This window comes from Nocardia sp. FBN12 (assembly GCF_054031145.1).
In genome coordinates this window covers 4,259,238-4,275,555 of sequence record NZ_CM132926.1, presented here as the reverse complement: position 1 = coordinate 4,275,555, position 16,318 = coordinate 4,259,238, and the positions used below count along the sequence as shown (strand labels likewise).

12 protein-coding genes are annotated in these 16,318 nt (G+C 67.9%); 10 read left to right on the top strand and 2 right to left on the bottom strand.

Features of this window, described 5'->3' with window-relative positions; all coding sequences use genetic code 11:
* Positions 1-14: 14 nt before the first annotated feature.
* Entirely contained in the window at positions 15-338 is a 324-nt protein-coding gene (locus tag ACWZHB_RS20345) for a hypothetical protein (protein ID WP_427903436.1), read from the bottom strand.
* A gap of 156 nt (positions 339-494) precedes the next feature.
* Here ACWZHB_RS20345 and ACWZHB_RS20340 point away from each other — a divergent pair, with 156 nt between their 5' ends.
* The 3 genes from ACWZHB_RS20340 to ACWZHB_RS20330 are packed head-to-tail and all read left to right on the top strand — an operon-like array spanning position 495 to position 5,438.
* A complete protein-coding gene (locus ACWZHB_RS20340; protein ID WP_427903435.1) occupies positions 495-1,811 on the top strand; it encodes a sensor histidine kinase in 1,317 nt (438 codons plus the stop codon).
* Complete coding sequence (locus tag ACWZHB_RS20335) at positions 1,808-2,497, top strand: response regulator (protein WP_427903434.1); 690 nt, start codon at positions 1,808-1,810, stop codon at positions 2,495-2,497. Before ACWZHB_RS20340 ends, ACWZHB_RS20335 begins: the two co-directional genes overlap by 4 nt.
* Before the next feature lie 43 nt (positions 2,498-2,540).
* On the top strand, positions 2,541-5,438 hold the full coding sequence (locus ACWZHB_RS20330) for a serine/threonine-protein kinase (protein WP_427903433.1): 2,898 nt from the start codon (positions 2,541-2,543) through the stop codon (positions 5,436-5,438).
* A 91-nt stretch (positions 5,439-5,529) separates the two neighbouring features.
* On the opposite strand, the gene ACWZHB_RS20325 is transcribed toward ACWZHB_RS20330, so the two are convergent.
* Positions 5,530-7,851, bottom strand: coding sequence for an FdhF/YdeP family oxidoreductase (locus ACWZHB_RS20325; protein WP_427903432.1), 2,322 nt, complete (start codon positions 7,849-7,851; stop codon positions 5,530-5,532).
* A 295-nt stretch (positions 7,852-8,146) separates the two neighbouring features.
* Here ACWZHB_RS20325 and ACWZHB_RS20320 point away from each other — a divergent pair, with 295 nt between their 5' ends.
* The 7 genes from ACWZHB_RS20320 to gatB all read left to right on the top strand — a co-directional run bounded on the left by ACWZHB_RS20320 (position 8,147) and on the right by gatB (position 16,309).
* Positions 8,147-9,388 (top strand): FUSC family protein, encoded by a 1,242-nt coding sequence (locus tag ACWZHB_RS20320; RefSeq protein WP_427903431.1) that lies wholly within the window; start codon positions 8,147-8,149, stop codon positions 9,386-9,388.
* 12 nt (positions 9,389-9,400) lie between these two features.
* Positions 9,401-10,312, top strand: a complete 912-nt coding sequence (locus ACWZHB_RS20315) for a LysR family transcriptional regulator (protein ID WP_427903430.1) — start codon at positions 9,401-9,403, stop codon at positions 10,310-10,312.
* A 154-nt stretch (positions 10,313-10,466) separates the two neighbouring features.
* Positions 10,467-11,276 carry a formate dehydrogenase accessory sulfurtransferase FdhD gene (fdhD, locus tag ACWZHB_RS20310; RefSeq protein WP_427903429.1) on the top strand — a complete coding sequence of 270 codons (810 nt, stop codon included), beginning with the start codon at positions 10,467-10,469 and terminating at the stop codon, positions 11,274-11,276.
* 108 nt (positions 11,277-11,384) lie between these two features.
* Positions 11,385-12,269: a hypothetical protein gene (locus tag ACWZHB_RS20305; protein WP_427903428.1), complete on the top strand. Its 885-nt coding sequence runs from the start codon at positions 11,385-11,387 to the stop codon at positions 12,267-12,269.
* 28 nt (positions 12,270-12,297) lie between these two features.
* Positions 12,298-13,332 (top strand): ATP-dependent 6-phosphofructokinase, encoded by a 1,035-nt coding sequence (locus ACWZHB_RS20300; RefSeq protein ID WP_427903427.1) that lies wholly within the window; start codon positions 12,298-12,300, stop codon positions 13,330-13,332.
* Between the two features lie 49 nt (positions 13,333-13,381).
* Complete coding sequence (locus tag ACWZHB_RS20295; protein WP_427903426.1) at positions 13,382-14,758, top strand: alpha/beta hydrolase family protein; 1,377 nt, start codon at positions 13,382-13,384, stop codon at positions 14,756-14,758.
* A gap of 45 nt (positions 14,759-14,803) precedes the next feature.
* A complete protein-coding gene (gene gatB / locus ACWZHB_RS20290; RefSeq protein ID WP_427903425.1) occupies positions 14,804-16,309 on the top strand; it encodes an Asp-tRNA(Asn)/Glu-tRNA(Gln) amidotransferase subunit GatB in 1,506 nt (501 codons plus the stop codon).
* The last annotated feature ends 9 nt before the right edge of the window (positions 16,310-16,318 follow it).

Sequence of the window (16,318 nt, the reverse complement as noted above, 5' to 3'; positions counted from 1 at the left end):
ATGTATGTCGGGCCTCAGCGTGCGAGTGCGCGGTCGCGGGTAGTCTGCCTGATCGCCGGACGCGCGTCGAGAAGTGCACGCAGCGCCGGTTGTTCGGCGGCCAGTTCGAGATAGGCCTCCATCGGAGTGCTGCCGTCGATCTCGGCCAGCTCCAGTTTGACGTGCAGATGATTGTCCCAGCGGTTGCTCAGCGCGAGGAGCAGGCCCTCGACGCCGCCGAAGAGCCGGTCGAGTTCGGCGATGCCGTCGAACAGTGCGGGATCGTGCGGGTTGATCGCGGCCCTGGCGAGCACGGTGTGCACGATCTCGGTGCGGTGGTGTAGATCGGTCCAGGTCATGGGCTTCACCTTCCGTGAGCGGGTAAACCAAACGCTACGGGCGGTGACCGGCCTGATCGTCGTGCCGGAGGCCCGACTTCTTCTCCTACCCCGGTAGGAGACCGGTACCGTTCGCGGGACGATGCTCGCCCGGTAGGTGGCGACTAGCCTTACCTCATGGATGTGAGTCACGCCATCCCCGCGAAGGCGCCGGGCCGGGCGAGCCGTCGGCAGCGGCTCTCCGCCCGGGTGATGAACGGCTGCCGGCAGTTCATGGTGACCGTGCGTGAGCGCATCGAATCGCTGCCCTACGACTACCCGCCCGCGGTGATCCTCGCCGCCGACTTCGCCCTGCTGGTGGTCACCGGTGCGGCGGTGATCCAACGGCATTCCTACTTCCCGAGCGTGCTGCCACTGCTGGCGATGGCCACCGCGTTCCTGCCGGTTCCGCTGTTCGCGATCTTCCGCGTGAAACCACACCCCGTGCTGTTGAAGGGCAGCGCACTGCTGTCGTGTGCCCTGTTCCTCTTGCAGCCGGTCACCGCCGACTTCGCGCCGTTCGTGCTGGTGATCGTCGCCGGTGAGGTCGCCGCGGTCGCAACTCGCGGGTGGACGATCGGATTCACCCTGCTCGCGATCCTCGAACTGGTCGCGTTCGACCTGGCCGGGAACGTGCAGTGGGGCGATCAGTCGCTGCAGGGATTGCCGATGTACATCATCGGCATCCTGCTCGGCATGTTCGTCGGGGTGATGCTGCAGTACCAGCGGCGCTTTCTGTATCAGGAACGCGAGAACCAGGCGATTCGCTCGGGGCAGGCGGCCGACGAGGAACGGCGCCGGATCGCCCGCGAGGTCCACGATGTGATCGCTCATTCGCTCTCGATCACCCTGCTGCATCTGACCGCGGCCCGGCGCGCACTGCAGACCGACGACGACCCCGCCGAAGCGGTGGAAGCGCTCGTCGAGGCCGAACGGCTCGGCCGCCAGGCAATGGCCGACATCCGCCGCACCGTCGGCATGCTCGACGCGGGCCCAGCGCAGGTGGCCCCCGAGCCGGGCGCCGCCGATATCGACGAGCTCGTCGGTGACTTCCGCCGCGCCGGACTCACCGTCGACTACGCGCGCACCGGCGATCTGGCCACCGTCTCCGGCGCGATCGGCCACGCGCTCTACCGGATCGGCCAGGAATCGCTGGCCAACGTCATCAAACACGCGCCGGGCACTGCCGCCTCGGTCCGCCTCGATGTCACCGCCGAGGTGGCGACGCTGGTGGTGTCGAATCCGCTGCCGCTCGGTCCCGCGCCCCGCCGCGACACCGGGATGGGAGTGCGCGGCATGCGTAAACGCACCGAACTGCTGGGTGGGAAGATCACCGTGGGCAACGGTGACGACGGCTGGACCGTGCGCGTCGGGTTCCCGCTGAAGGCGGGTTCGTGCGTGTCGGCCATGCTGCTGCCGGGCAAGCTCTGGAACAAACCGCAGGAGGACACGTGACAACCGCTTCGCCGATCGAGCAGGTGCTGACAGTGCTCGTGGTCGACGATCAGGAACTGGTGCGCGGCGGTCTGCGCCGGATCCTGCGCCGCCGCGACGGCTTCGCCATCACCGAATGCGCGGACGGTGACGAGGTCGCGGGCGCCGTCGCCGCGCAACGACCCGATGTGGTGCTGATGGATCTGCGGATGAAGCGGGTCGGTGGCATCGATGCGACCCGGTTGCTGCGCGCGCGCCCCGACGCTCCGCCGGTCCTCGTGCTCACCACCTTCGACGATGATCAACTGCTCTCCGGCGCGTTGCGGGCAGGCGCCGCGGGCTTCCTGCTCAAGGATTCGCCGGCGGAGGATCTGATCCGCGCCGTCCGCACGGTGGCGGGCGGTGGCGCGTGGCTCGATCCCTCGGTGACCGGACGGGTGCTCACGGCGTACCGAACAGTGAAACCGGTCGGTACCCGTACCGATCGCCGGCTCGGCGAACTCACCGCCCGCGAGTACGAAGTGCTCGAATTGATCGGTTCGGGCCGGGTCAACAGCGAGATCGCCGCCGAACTCGGTATCTCGGAAGTAACCGTGAAAAGCCACGTCGGACACATATTCGGCAAGCTCGACCTGCGCGATCGGGCCGCCGCGATCGTGTTCGCGTTTGACCACGGCGTAGTGACACCGGGAGAATCTGCCTACTGAGAAGCAGGTCCACGGACCTGCCAGAAGTGGGAGGCGGACGCTGGTGCAGGCACCTGGGTCACGGACGGGGAGCAGATTCGGCCCGTACGAGTTGCGGTCGATGCTGGGCAAGGGCGGGATGGGCGAGGTCTACGAGGCCTACGACACCGGCAAAGATCGAGTGGTCGCTCTGAAGTTGCTGGCCGAGGAGCTCGCGCAGGACCCGGCCTATCAGGTCCGGTTCCGCCGGGAATCCCAGGCCGCGGCCAAGCTGGCCGAACCGCACGTCATCCCGATCCACGACTGGGGTGTGATCGACGGGGTTCTCTTCATCGATATGCGCCTGGTGCCCGGCTCCGATCTGCGGACCGTGCTGCGCGGGGGCGGGCCGATGAGCCCGGAACGCGCGGTCGCCGTCGTCGAGCAGATCGCCGCCGCGCTGGACGCCGCGCACGCGGGTGGGCTGGTGCATCGCGATGTGAAGCCCGCCAACATCCTGGTCACACCCGCCGATTTCGCCTACCTCGCCGACTTCGGCATCGCGCACACCGAGGGTGACAGCGCGGTGACCCAGGCCGGGATGGCGGTCGGCTCCTATATCTACATGGCGCCGGAACGCTTCGATGTCGGGCCGATCTCGCACCGCGCCGACGTCTACTCACTGGCCTGTGTGCTGCACGAATGCCTCACCGGCGCTTCGCCTTTCCCTGCGGCGAGCATGAGCGTGCTGGTCCGCGCGCATCTGTCCGAGGCCCCGCCACGTCCGAGTGAGTTATTGCACGGGATACCGGCGGCGCTCGATGACGTCATCGCGACCGGCATGGCCAAGGACCCGGCCGATCGATACGCGACGGCCGGTGAGCTGGCTGTCGCCGCTCGCCGAGCGCTGGCCTCGGCCGTGCGGGAGGTCGCCGCGCCGCCATCGGGTGCTTTCGCCTCGTACTCCGGGGCTCGCCGAGTCCCCGGCGGTCATGATGTGACTCCTGATTCTCCGTCGGGTCCCACCCTTCGTGGGCCCGCTGGTGCGCCGGGTCGAGCACAGGCCGGTGCCCCACCTGGTGGTCCCGGTGCCGGGCGTGGGTTCGCCGCAGCGGCCGGTTTCGCCGCGGGTGCCGGACGCGGTGGTGCGCCGACCGGTGGTGCCGAGCGTGGTGTCCCAGCGGGATCCGCGCCCGGCGGCGTCGCGCGTGCTGTGCCCATCGGTGCCGCCAGTGGCGCCCGCAAGGTCGAACCCGACGCGAACGAGCCCGAGAACGTCGAGCAGGTGCCGACGCCGACCGGGGAGTTCCGGGTGATCGGCGCGGTGACCGCGACCGGGGGCGTGGAGACCTCGCGCAGCCAGTCGGCCGCGACCGGCGCTCAGCCGACCTTGATCATCCGCCCACCCGAGGCGCGCACCGGCGCCGCGGACACCACCGGATTCCGCCGCGTCCCCGCCGAGGGCACCGGCGAGATCTCGATCCCCGCGGTGATCCAGCCGACCGGCCCCGCCGAGATCCGGCCCGACGACGCCTACTTCGCCCCCCTACCGTCAGCCGAGGAACCGGCTGCCCCCGAGCCCCCGCCGGCCTATACCCCCGACCAGGGCCTCCCACGGATGCGCCCCTTCCCGGACGCGCACCTCTACGACGGCACCGCCCCTGGCGAAACCTCCGCCCCCCTCCTGCAACCCCAGCGCCCCACCTCGGCCACCCCTTACCCGGCCCCCACCGGCCCGCCACTTCTCCCGCCCCAGCAATACGGCCAGGACCCACACCGAGCAGCCCCCACCCAGCGCTACTCCGGCGAACACCCCATCCCGGACGCGTACACCCCGCCGACGGAGCAATACCACCCCCCGGCGTCGAACCCCCGTTTCCCCGCTCCCGCACCAGGGTCAGGCCCGCCGACCTCGAACCCGCCTTTCGCGGCTCCGACGCAGCGGTTCACTGATGACCAGAGCGACCCTGACGACCGATTCGGCGGTCCGCCCGGTCAGTTCGGTGACGACCGCGCGAACCCGGTCGATCGGTTCGGGGCACCGGCGCAGCGGTTCGGCGAGCAGGCCGACGATCCGGAGGCTCGGATCGATCCCCAGCGTTTCGCCGCCACCCAGCATTACGGTGGTGCGCCCGACGGGCAGTTCGGTCCGGCGACCGAGCAGTACGACCCCGTCGAGCGGCAACGGTCGGCGCCGACCCAGCATTACGGTGCCGGCGAACCGGACCCGCAGCGCTCGCAGCCGACGCATCAATATCGGGGCGGTGCAGCACCTTTCGGCGCGCATCAGGCCCCGCGGGAGTTCGACGATCCAGCGCGGGCGGCCGCGACCAGGCAGTACTCGGGTCAGGAGAACGCGTACTCCAACTACGACGAACCGCCCAGCGCCTACGGTGATCACGCCTACCGCGATCAGGCCTACGATCCCGGTTACGGGCCCGAACCCGCCTACGGTCCGGATCCGGCATACGGCCCCGATCCGGCTTGGTCACACCAGGATTCGGGTCGACAGCGGTCGGTCCTGCTACCGGTTCTCGTCGGCGTTCTCGCCGTCGTGGTACTCGCGGTCGGCGGCGCGATCGGCTGGCGCGTGATGTCGGCAACCGAAACCGCCGAAACCGCCACGGCCGCACCGACTTCGCAAGCACCGGCCGGAGCCGGCCAACCCGCGACCACCGCCCCGCGCGCGACCACCGCGGCCCCCACCACTTCGGCGGGGCCGGTCACCCTGCCCGCGGGCGCACAGCCCTGCGAATCCGGTTCCACCACAGGCGCTTACAGCAAGGTAGCCGTCGGCACCACCGTCACCAGCTGCGGTTTCGCCGAAGCGGTCAGGCAGGCCTACGCCGCGGGCGGAACCGGCGCACGCCCGGTAGTGGCCACGAGCCCGGTCACGGGCACCACCTACACGATGAATTGCGCACCGGAGGGCAAGCTCGTCACCTGCACCGGCGGTGACAACGCCGTGGTCTACGTCTACTGACCCAGCACGGCCGCGGCCCTGACTCGGGCCGCGGCCGCGAACACTCCCGACGTTGCACCTTGCCGGATGCCCGACGATGGAAGTCAGTGGTTCAACTCGACGGTGTGACAGTCACTTTCACGCTCTTCATGATCGGCTGATCGCTCTCGGTGCTGTAGTCGCCGATCGCGCACAGCACATTCATCTCCGGCATATACCCGGCCGCGCAGCCCGCGGGAATGTCATAGGTGACGACTGTGTACTTGTGGAGCGACCTCGTCGATCCGTCCCTGGCCGTGCTGGTGATGTCGACTTCGTCGAACTCCGTCAAGCCGCGGTCGTGCATATCGCGAGAGTTCATGAAGATCAGCGTGCGCAGGTTCTTCACCCCGCGATAGCGGTCGTTGCTGGTGTAGATGGTGGTGTTCCACTGGTCGTGCGAACGCTGCGTCGCCAGGGTGAGCACACCGGCCGGGTTGGTCGTGTCGGGCAGCGTCGCCACGGAGAACTCCGCCTTGCTCGACGGGGTGAGAAAAATCAGCTCACGGGCGGGCTGCCGGATCCGGAACCCGAGCCCCAGCCGCACCCGCCGGTTGTAGTCCTCGAAACCGTCGAGGACCTTCGACATGGTGTCGCGGATGCGGTCGTAGTCCTCGACGTAGTACTCCCACGGTGTCTTGGTATGGGGCAGTGCGGCTTTGGCGATGCCGGCCACAATCGCGGGCTCCGACAGCAGATGCGGTGACGCGGGCTTCTTCATGCCCTTGGACAGGTGCACCACCGCCATGCCGTTCTCCATCGAGACCACCTGCGGGCCGCTGCGCTGCTCGTCGTGTTCGGTGCGCGCCAGGCACGGCAGAATCAGCGCGCGCTTGCCGTGCACGACGTGGCTGCGGTTGAGCTTGGTGGAGACCATGACGGTGAAGTCGGCCTTCTGGAACGCCTCGAAGGTGTATTCGCTGTCGGGCGCGGCCTGGACCAGGTTGCCGCCCATGCTCATGAAGAACTTCAGCTTGCCCTTCTGCATCGCCTCGATGGCCGCGACCACGTCGTAACCGTTGGCGCGCGGCACATCGATCCCACACACCTCGGCCAGCCGGTCGAGGAATTCGGCGGGCGGATTGTTGTCGATGCCGCACGTCCGGTTGCCCTGCACATTGCTGTGCCCACGCACCGGCGAGGGGCCCGCGCCTTCGCGACCGAGATTGCCCCGCATGAGCAGCAGGTTGACGATCTCGCGGATCGTCTCCACGCCGTGCTCGTGCTGGGTGACGCCGAGACACCAGCTGACGATGCTGCGGTCGGAGTCGCAGTAGATGCGCGCCGCCTTGCGGACCTCGGCCTCACTCAGTCCCGACTCGGTCTGGATATCGGCCCAGGTGGTCGCCTCCACCTCGCGCACGTAGTCGTCGAAGCCGACGGTGTAGCGCTCGATGAACTCGTGGTCGAGGGCCTTCTCGTCGGTCGCCGACTCTTCGAGGACGGCCTTGGCCATGCCACGGATCAGCGCGAAATCGCCGCCGATGCGCACCTGCAGATTGAGCGTGCCGGTCTTGGTCGGGTGGAAGGTGGCCATCGCGAGGAAGTCGTGCGGGATGATCGCGTTGCGCGAGCCCGCTTCGATCAGCGGATTGACGTGCACCACCTGGGCGCCGCGTTTATAGGCCTCGGCGAGCGAGGTCAGCATGCGTGGCGCGTTCGACGCGACATTGAGGCCCATCACGAACAGGGCGTCGGCCTTGTCCCAGTCCTCGAGGTCGCAGGTGCCCTTGCCCGTGCCGAGCGAGGCCTGCAGCGCGCGGCCGCTGGCTTCGTGGCACATGTTCGAACAGTCGGGCAGATTGTTGGTGCCGTACTCGCGCACCATCAACTGGTAGAGGAAGGTGGCCTCGTTGGCGAGCCGGCCCGAGGTGTAGAACGCGGCCTCGTTCGGGTCGGACAGCTCGCGCAGCGCCTTGCCTACCATCTCGAACGCGTCGGCCCAGCTGATCGGCACATAGTGGTCGGTCTCGGGGTCGTAGACCATCGGCTCGGTGAGCCTGCCCTGATCTTCGAGATCGAAGGAACTCCAGGTGGCCAGCTCGGTCACGGTGTGCTCGGCGAAGAATTCCGGGGTGCACCGTTTGTGCGTCATCTCCCAGGTGACGTGCTTGATGCCGTTCTCGCACACATCGAGGACCAAGCCGTCGGTCGCGTCGGGCCACGCGCAGCCGGGGCAGTCGAAACCACGCTCCTGATGGTTCATCTTCAGGATGGCCTTGGTGCCGATGAGCGGCTCGTGCTCCTTGCCGATCATGAATTTCCCGACCGCGATCGCCGCGCCCCAGCCCGCCGCGGGGTGATGGTAATGCTTGGATTTCGGCACGGCCGCCCGGTCGGCTGCTTCGCTCGGGCCCCGATCGGGATCCCAGATGGTGTGCGGACCCTCAGCCATGTCAAATCTTCCCTTCGCGATGAATGCGGATCGAGAAAGATGTGCTCTGTCCAGTGCCTCGGTTGGATTCTCTACCGCCGAGATCACGAACGGGCGAAGGTCACTGCCGTCGTGTCGTTCGGTCGCGTCCGAGACCGGTTTCCGAACGGCCGATCGGTCGCGCTTATCACCGCCGGTACAGCGCGCTTTTCCTCGATGCGACCGGGATCACCGCAGGTTGACGGCCTGCGCGCCGATCATGCACCCTTGATCATCGGCCCTACGGGCATGCCCGCGACCGACTTCGGAGGAACCCTTGCGCACCACGAGAACAGGGGCGCGCCAGCTTTGCCGACGGTTCGTCACCGAGATCGATCATCTGCCCGCCGCCCGCGTTTTCGTCGGGCTCGCGATACCCGGCCTCGCGCTGATCGCGATGGGACGTACCGATCTGCTCATCTACGCGGTCTTCGGTTCCTTCACCGGAATGTACGGCTTCGCCGAAGCGCCGCGGCAACGATTGATCCACCAGAGCGAAGCGGCCGTGATGCTGGTCGGCGCTGTCGGCGCGGGCATCCTGCTCGCCCGCGTGAACGCCCATCCCGCGGTGCTGGTGTCCGCGGTCGCGGTCTTCGCCGCGGTAGCCTCACCGAGCACCGACCGGCTCGGCCTGCGTCCGGAGGGACCGTTCTTCGGGATCTTCGCGTTCGGCGCGATCGCTATGGTGGCCGGGGCGCAGCGCGATCCGATCCTGGCGCTGGTGCTCTGCGCGGGTACGGCGGTGCTGTGCGTGGTGGTCGGCTATGTCGAGTCCGCGCAACGGGTCCGCCGCACCGGGGCCTGTGCGGACCTGGTCCGGATCGAGCCGCATCGGACCGGACGGGTCTCCTGTGTCCAGGCGGGCCGGTATGCGCTCGCGATCTCGACCTCCGGCGGAATCGGGCTGCTGCTCGGTGTCGGCCATGCCAATTGGGCGATGGCGGGCGCGGCGGTGCCGCTGGCCGCGGCGAGCTCGCGCGACCGGATCACCCGCGGGATGCACCGGGTGGTCGGCACGTTCATCGGACTCGCCGTCACCGCGCCGCTGCTGATCCCGCACCTGAGCCCGGCGATGCTGGGTCTGGCGATCATCGCGCTGCTCTACCCGACCGAGTTGTTCATGGCGCGGCACTACGCGGTCGCGCTCGGCTTCTTCACCCCGCTGATCATGTCGATGACCGAACTCGCCGATCCGGCCGATCCGCTCACCATGCTCACCGAACGCGGGATCGACACGGTGATCGGTGTCGCGGTGGGAATCGCTGTCGCCCTGCTCATTCGCGAACCCGCTATCGCCGCGTTACCGGCAGACGAGACGCCGGTATGCGAAACGTTGCATACTGGCGAGATGGCTGATGACAACGAGTGGTACTACTGCATCAAGCACCACAAGGCCGAACAGGGCAAGAGCTGCTGGTACGGCGACCGGATGGGCCCCTACCCGGACCAGGCCACCGCCGAGCAGGCACTCGCGATCGCGAAGGCACGCAACAAAGCGGCCGACGACCAGGACGACTGACCCGATACCTGGATGCTGTTCCGTCAGCTCGAATACTTCGTCGCACTCGCCCGGGAACGACATTTCGCCCGGGCGGCGAAAGCCTGTTACGTCTCCCAGCCCGCGTTGTCGGAGGCGATCCGCAAACTCGAACACGAGCTCGGCGTGCCGCTGGTGCGCCGCGCCCGCACGTTCGAGGGACTCACCCCCGAGGGCGAGCGGCTGGTGCTGTGGGCCAGGCGGATCATCGCCGACCGCGAGGCACTCGAACACGAGGTCCGTGCGCTGCAGACCGGTCTCAGCGGCGAACTGCGGATCGGCGTTGTGCCCGCGGCGTCGAGCACGGTCGCGCTGCTCACCGACCCGTTCTGCACCGAACATCCGCTGATGCGGGTGCGGATCGAGACGAGTCTGCGGTCACTGGACATCGTCGAACGGATTCGCCGATTCGAACTCGACGCGGGCCTGGTCTACGTGCAGGGTGTCGACACCTCCGGGCTCACTCTCACCCCGCTCTACACCGAACGTCACGTCCTCGTCGCGGGGACCACGCTGGTCGCTGGTCGCACGTCGATCTCCTGGGCCGACGCGCTGGAACTGCCGATGTGCCTGCTGCCGAAGGGAATGCGTGGTCGTCAGCTCATCGACGACGCGCTGACGACCCTAGGCCTCACCGCGACCCCGCAGCTGGAAAGCGACTCGGTGGCAACTCTGCTCGAACACGCCAGGACCGGGCGCTGGGCGTGCATCGTGCCGCAACCGTGGGTCGCCGCGCTGGGACCCACCGCCGATATCCGGGTCTTCGAACTCGCCGACCCGGTGGTCACCGCGCAGATCGTGCTCGTGACCGCGTCGGCCGAGCCGGGATCGGTGCTCACCACCGCCCTCATCGACACCGCGCGGACCACCGACTTCGCCGTCACGCCGCGCCCGGTCGCCAGCTGATCCGATTCGACGGTAACCGGGCGACCGTTGGGTACTGTGCACGACCATGACAACCCGGTTGCTGTGGCCTCGACGTGAGCGACGATTCGTCGCGCCGATCAGCTGATCGGCAACCGGTGTTGATCAGAACCCACTCAGTGAGCAGAGTCATGGGATGAGCAGAGTGACCGCACGGCGCAAGACGACCCGCCTTTCCCCGGCCGGGCGGATTGAGCGACCCGACACTCTGGCCGTGGAGGAGCCACTCGAGATCCGGGTCGACGGTCAGTCGCTCACCGTCACCATGCGCACTCCCGGCAACGATATCGACCTCGTCCACGGCTTCCTGTTCGGTGAGGACATCATCGGCTCGGCCGACGACATCGTCACCGCCCGCTACTGCGCGGGCACCGACAGCGAAGGCCGCAACACCTACAACGTTCTTGACCTGCGCCTGCGTAACCCGGTCCCGATCCACACCCGCAACTTTCTCACCACCGGTGCCTGCGGGCTCTGCGGCAAATCCGCCCTGGACGAAGTACGCACCCGCACCCGCTTCCCGATCCCGCACGAGGCCGTGTCGATCAGCACCGACATCCTCGCCGACCTGCCGAAAGGGTTGCGCGCCGAACAGAAGGTGTTCGAGGCCACCGGCGGCCTGCACGCGGCGGGCCTGTTCACCGCCGACGGCACCCTGCTCGCGCTGCGCGAGGACATCGGCAGGCACAACGCCGTCGACAAGGTGATCGGCTGGGCGGTGCGCGAGAACCGGGTGCCTGCCCACGATCTGGTGCTGGTCGTGAGCAGTCGCGCGTCGTTCGAATTGGCGCAGAAGGCGGTGATGGCGGGGATTCCGGTCCTGGCCGCGGTGTCGGCGCCGAGCTCGCTCGCCGTCGACCTGGCCGCGGAGAGCGACCTCACACTGGTGGGCTTCCTCCGTGGCGAGACGATGAATATCTACGCGGGCGAACACCGACTGACCTGAGGTTATGCGCTCGAAGTGGGCGATCGGCATATGTCGCAGTACGGTAACGGTACGGGTCGCCAGCACCGAACGCCCCGGGGGAGTTTGCAAACAAAAATGCTTCAGATAGTGAATAAAGAAGGACGCCACCGCATCCGGGTGGCGTTGTCGGTAGTGGTCGGCATGATCGTGCTCGCCACGGCCGGCTGCGGTACCGAGCAGAAGGCCGCCGAACCGCGCGTGACGACGACGGTTCCCGCCGCCGATCCCGGCGCCGACAACGGGACCTTCTCCGTCGCGATGCCGGGCAGCCTGGCCGCCGACTTCACCGAGCTCCAGCAAGGCTTCCGCGGCAGCGCCGGTTTGGCGATCATGCCGGTGGGTGGCAAGAAGATGGTCACCTTCGGCAGCTGGTCCTCCGGTCCGGCCTGGTCGACGATCAAGGTGCCGCTCGCCATCGCGGCGCTGCGCAACAGCGCCTCCTACTCGTCCTACGCCTCCGCCGCGATCACCGCGTCCGACAACGGCGCCGCCGACACCCTGTGGGCCTCGCTCGGCAGCGGCGCCGACGCGGCCAAGGCGGTCGAGGGCGTGCTGCGCGAAGGCGGCGACACCCGCACCACCGTGCCGACGACGCGCACCCGTGCCGACGCGTCGGTCTACGGCCAGGCCGAATGGACCCTCGCCGATCAGGTGCGCTTCGCCTCGCAGTTGCCGTGCATCCCGCAGAGCGAGCGCGTGGTGGGGCTCATGCAGCAGATCATCGCGAGCCACCACTGGGGCCTCGGCGTGTTCGGCAGCGCCGAGTTCAAGGGCGGCTGGGGTCCCGACCAGGGCGGTAAGTACCTGGTTCGCCAGTTCGGTCTGATCGACTCGCCCACGGGCCGGATCGCGATCGCCTTCGCCGCGCAACCGGATTCGGGCAGTTTCAACGACGGCATGACCATGCTCGACAAGATGGCGACGCTGATCTCGGGGCACCTGACCGAACTGGCCGGAGGTCACTGCCCCTGATCCGCACCGGTGCGGCAAGATGAACGGCATGCGCATCGGAGTCTTGACCGGAGGCGGGGATTGTCCAGGTTTGAACGCGGTGATCCGGGCTGTGGTCCGCACCGCGAACGGACGCTACGGCGATGCCATCGTGGGGTTCGAGGACGGCTGGCGTGGCCTGCTGGAGGATCGAAAGATCCGCATTCACAACGATGATCGCACCGACCGCCTGCTCACCAAGGGCGGCACCATGCTCGGCACCGCGCGCACCAACCCCGAGGTACTGCGCGCGGGCCTCGGCCGGATTCAGCAGACCCTCGACGACAACGGCATCGAGGCACTGATCCCGATCGGCGGCGAAGGCACCCTCACCGCCGCGAGCTGGCTCGCCGACGAGGGCGTGCCGGTGGTCGGTGTGCCGAAGACCATCGACAACGACATCGACTGCACCGACGTCACCTTCGGTCACGACACCGCGCTGTCGATCGCCACCGAGGCCATCGACCGCTTGCACACCACCGCCGAGTCCCATCAGCGGGTGATGCTGGTCGAGGTGATGGGCCGCCACGCCGGCTGGATCGCGCTGAACTCCGGGATCGCCGCGGGTGCCCACTTGACCCTGGTGCCCGAGGAACCGTTCGACGTGTCGCAGGTGTGCGCGATGATCAAGGCCCGCTTCCAGCGCGGTGACAAGAGCTTCATCTGCGTGGTCGCCGAGGGCGCGCATCCCGCGCCGGATTCCGGATTCGCGTTGCGCGAGGGTGGGATCGACGAGTTCGGCCACGAGCGGTTCACCGGTGTCGCCCAGCAGCTGGGGTCGGAGATCGAACGCCGCATCGGCAAGGAGGTTCGCACCACGGTGCTCGGCCATATCCAGCGCGGTGGCAGTCCAACGCCCTACGACCGGATTCTCGCGACGAGGTTCGGGGTGCACGCGGCCGAGGCGGTGCATGCCGGGCATTTCGGTCAGATGGTGGCTTTGCACGGCACCAAGATCGGGCTGGTCCCGCTGTCGGAGGCGACCAAGCAGCTCAAACGTGTTCCGCCGGAACGGCTCAGCGAGGCGTCGGCCTTCTTCGGCTGAGATCGGGCGGTTCCCGAATTTTGTCGGTGCGCGTCGGTACCGTGGATTCATGCGCACCGGTCGAGTGGTCGTTTCGGTTCTGTTCGTCGTCGCCGCGCTGGTGGCGGGATGCTCGTCCGCTGACGAACCTGCCGGTCCCGTGGTCCAGGGGTCGTGGCACGGGGACATCCAAGGGCCGGGGCAGCCGATCGGGATCGGGGTGACGTTCGCCGAAAACGGGTCCGCCACCATCGACATTCCTATCCAGAGCGTGCGCGCCGCGGCGTTGAAAGATGTTCGGACCGAACCGGATCGCATCGAGTTCAAGATTCCCGACGCGCCCGGCGAACCGGGATTCCAGGGCAAGCTGGACGGTGAACGCATCGTCGGCGACTGGGTGCAATTCGGCGAGAAGGTCCCGCTCACGCTGGAACGCGGGGTAATCGAGAGGATCGCCCGCCCACAGGACCCGACACCGCCGTACCCCTATCGGTCGGAGGACGTCACCTATCGCAGCGGCGACATCACCATCGCGGGCACCCTCACCGAACCCGAAGGCAGCGGGCCGTTTCCGGCGATGCTGATGATCACCGGCAGCGGCCCACAGGATCGCAACGAAGATCTCAGTGGGCACCGGCCCTTCCATGTGCTGGCCGACACCTTCACGCGCGCGGGATATGCGGTGTTGCGCACCGACGATCGCGGCGTCGGTGGTTCGACCGGTGTGCTCGACGAGGCTACCTATCCGGATCTCGCCGCCGATGTGGCCGCAGGCGTGGCCTTCCTGCGGGGGCGTCCGGAGATCGATCCGGCGCGCGTCGGACTGTTCGGACACAGTGAAGGCGGCTACCTCGCACCGATGGTCGCCGCGAAGCCCGACAGCAATATCGCGTTCGCCGTGCTGATGGCGGGCCCCGCGGTGCTCGGCGCCGAGGTCCTGATCGAGCAGAACAAGGTGGTCATGGCCGCGGCGGGCGCACCACAGGACAAGATCGACGCGCAGGTGCGTTATCTCACCGAATGGTCGGCGCTGCTGCGCGCGGGCGACACCGCAGGCGCCAAGGCCTACTCCCAGCAGCGCAACGACTCCCTGCCCGAAGATGAGCGCGCGCCGCAAGGTGCCGTCGATTCGTTGAACACCCCGTACATGAGCGCGTTGATCACCTACGACCCCAAGCCCGCGCTGGAAGCCATGCGTATTCCGGTCCTCGCCTTCTTCGGCGGCACCGACCAGCAGGTGATCGCCACCCAGAACGAGCCGCCGATGCGCGCCGCCCTGGCCGCCGACCCCGACGCGACCGTGCACACGTTCCCCGGTCTCAACCACCTGATGCAGCCGTCGGCCACCGGCAAACCCAGCGAATACTCGACCATCGAGACCACCATCGACCCAGCGGTGCTGACCTACGTCACGGACTGGCTCACCCAGCACATTCCGCCGCGCTAGGACCACCGGCCACGGGCGTCATGGGGCTTACATAGACTGCTTGCCATGAGCGCACCCACGGTCGAGTTGATGGATTACGCCGATGTCATCTCCCGGTACGAGCCGGTGCTCGGCATGGAGGTCCACGTCGAGTTGTCCACGGCGACCAAGATGTTCTGCGGTTGCCCCACCGAGTTCGGCGCCGAACCCAATACCCAGGTGTGCCCGGTGTGCCTCGGCCTGCCCGGCTCGCTGCCCGTGGTGAACGAGAAGGCCATCGAGTCGGCCATCCGGATCGGTCTCGCGCTGAACTGTTCGATCACCCCGTGGGGCCGGTTCGCGCGCAAGAACTACTTCTACCCGGATCAGCCGAAGAACTACCAGATCAGCCAGTACGACGAGCCGATCGCCACCGAGGGCTTCCTCGATGTGACCCTCGACGACGGGTCCATCTTCCGCGTCGAGATCGAGCGCGCGCACATGGAGGAAGACACCGGCAAGTCCCTGCACGTCGGCGGCGCGACCGGACGCATCCACGGCGCCAGCCACTCGCTGCTCGACTTCAACCGCGCGGGCGTGCCGCTGATCGAGATCGTCACCAAGACCATCAGCGGTGCCGGTGAGCGCGCCCCCGAGGTGGCCCGCGCCTATGTCACGGCGCTGCGCGAGGTCCTGCGGTCGCTCAATGTCTCCGACGTGAAGATGGAGCAGGGTTCGCTGCGCTGCGATGCCAATGTCTCCCTGATGCCGATCGGCGCGAAAGAACTCGGCACCCGCACCGAGACCAAGAACGTGAACTCGCTCAAGAGCGTCGAGGTCGCGGTGCGCTACGAGATGCGCCGCCAGGCCGCCGTGCTCACCGCCGGTGGCGAGATCATCCAGGAGACCCGCCACTTCCAGGAAGCCGACGGGTCAACCGCGTCCGGTCGCCGCAAGGAAACCGCCGAGGACTACCGCTACTTCCCCGAGCCCGACCTCGAGCCCGTCGCCCCCGCGGCCGAGTGGGTCGAACAACTGCGCGCCACCATCCCCGAGTACCCGTGGCTGGTGCGCGCCCGCATCCAGGCCGACTGGGGTCTGTCCGACGAGGTCATGCGCGATCTCGTCAACGCAGGTGCCCTCGACCTCATCATCGCCACCGTCGACGCGGGCGCCCCCGCCAACGAGGCCCGTTCCTGGTGGGTCGCCTACCTCACCGAGAAGGCCAAGGAACGCGACATCGCCCTCGCCGACCTGCCCATCACCCCCGCCCAGGTCGCCGCGGTGATCGCACTGGTGGAAGCCAAGACCGTCAACAACAAGGTCGCCAAGCAGGTCGTCGACTTCGTCCTCGCCGGTGAGGGCGAACCCGCCGCCATCGTCGAAGCCAAGGGCCTCGGCATGGTCAGCGACGACTCGGCCCTGCAGACCGAGGTCGAAAAGGCCCTCGCCGCGAACCCCGACATCGCCGAGAAGATCCGTTCCGGCAAGGTCCAGGCCGCGGGCAAGATCGTCGGCGACGTCATGAAGGCCACCCGCGGCCAGGCCGACGCCGCCCGCGTCCGCGACCTGGTCATCGCCGCCTGCAGCTGATTCCGAAAA

Bases quoted from the DNA above. Each gene is read 5' to 3' on its own strand.
- ACWZHB_RS20340 (WP_427903435.1), top strand. From the start codon at position 495: ATGGATGTGAGTCACGCCATCCCCGCGAAGGCGCCGGGCCGGGCGAGC.
- gatB (WP_427903425.1), top strand. From the start codon at position 14,804: ATGAGCGCACCCACGGTCGAGTTGATGGATTACGCCGATGTCATCTCC.
- ACWZHB_RS20315 (WP_427903430.1), top strand. From the start codon at position 9,401: ATGCTGTTCCGTCAGCTCGAATACTTCGTCGCACTCGCCCGGGAACGA.
- ACWZHB_RS20345 (WP_427903436.1), bottom strand. From the start codon at position 338: ATGACCTGGACCGATCTACACCACCGCACCGAGATCGTGCACACCGTG.
- fdhD (WP_427903429.1), top strand. From the start codon at position 10,467: ATGAGCAGAGTGACCGCACGGCGCAAGACGACCCGCCTTTCCCCGGCC.
- ACWZHB_RS20325 (WP_427903432.1), bottom strand. From the start codon at position 7,851: ATGGCTGAGGGTCCGCACACCATCTGGGATCCCGATCGGGGCCCGAGC.
- ACWZHB_RS20295 (WP_427903426.1), top strand. From the start codon at position 13,382: ATGCGCACCGGTCGAGTGGTCGTTTCGGTTCTGTTCGTCGTCGCCGCG.
- ACWZHB_RS20300 (WP_427903427.1), top strand. From the start codon at position 12,298: ATGCGCATCGGAGTCTTGACCGGAGGCGGGGATTGTCCAGGTTTGAAC.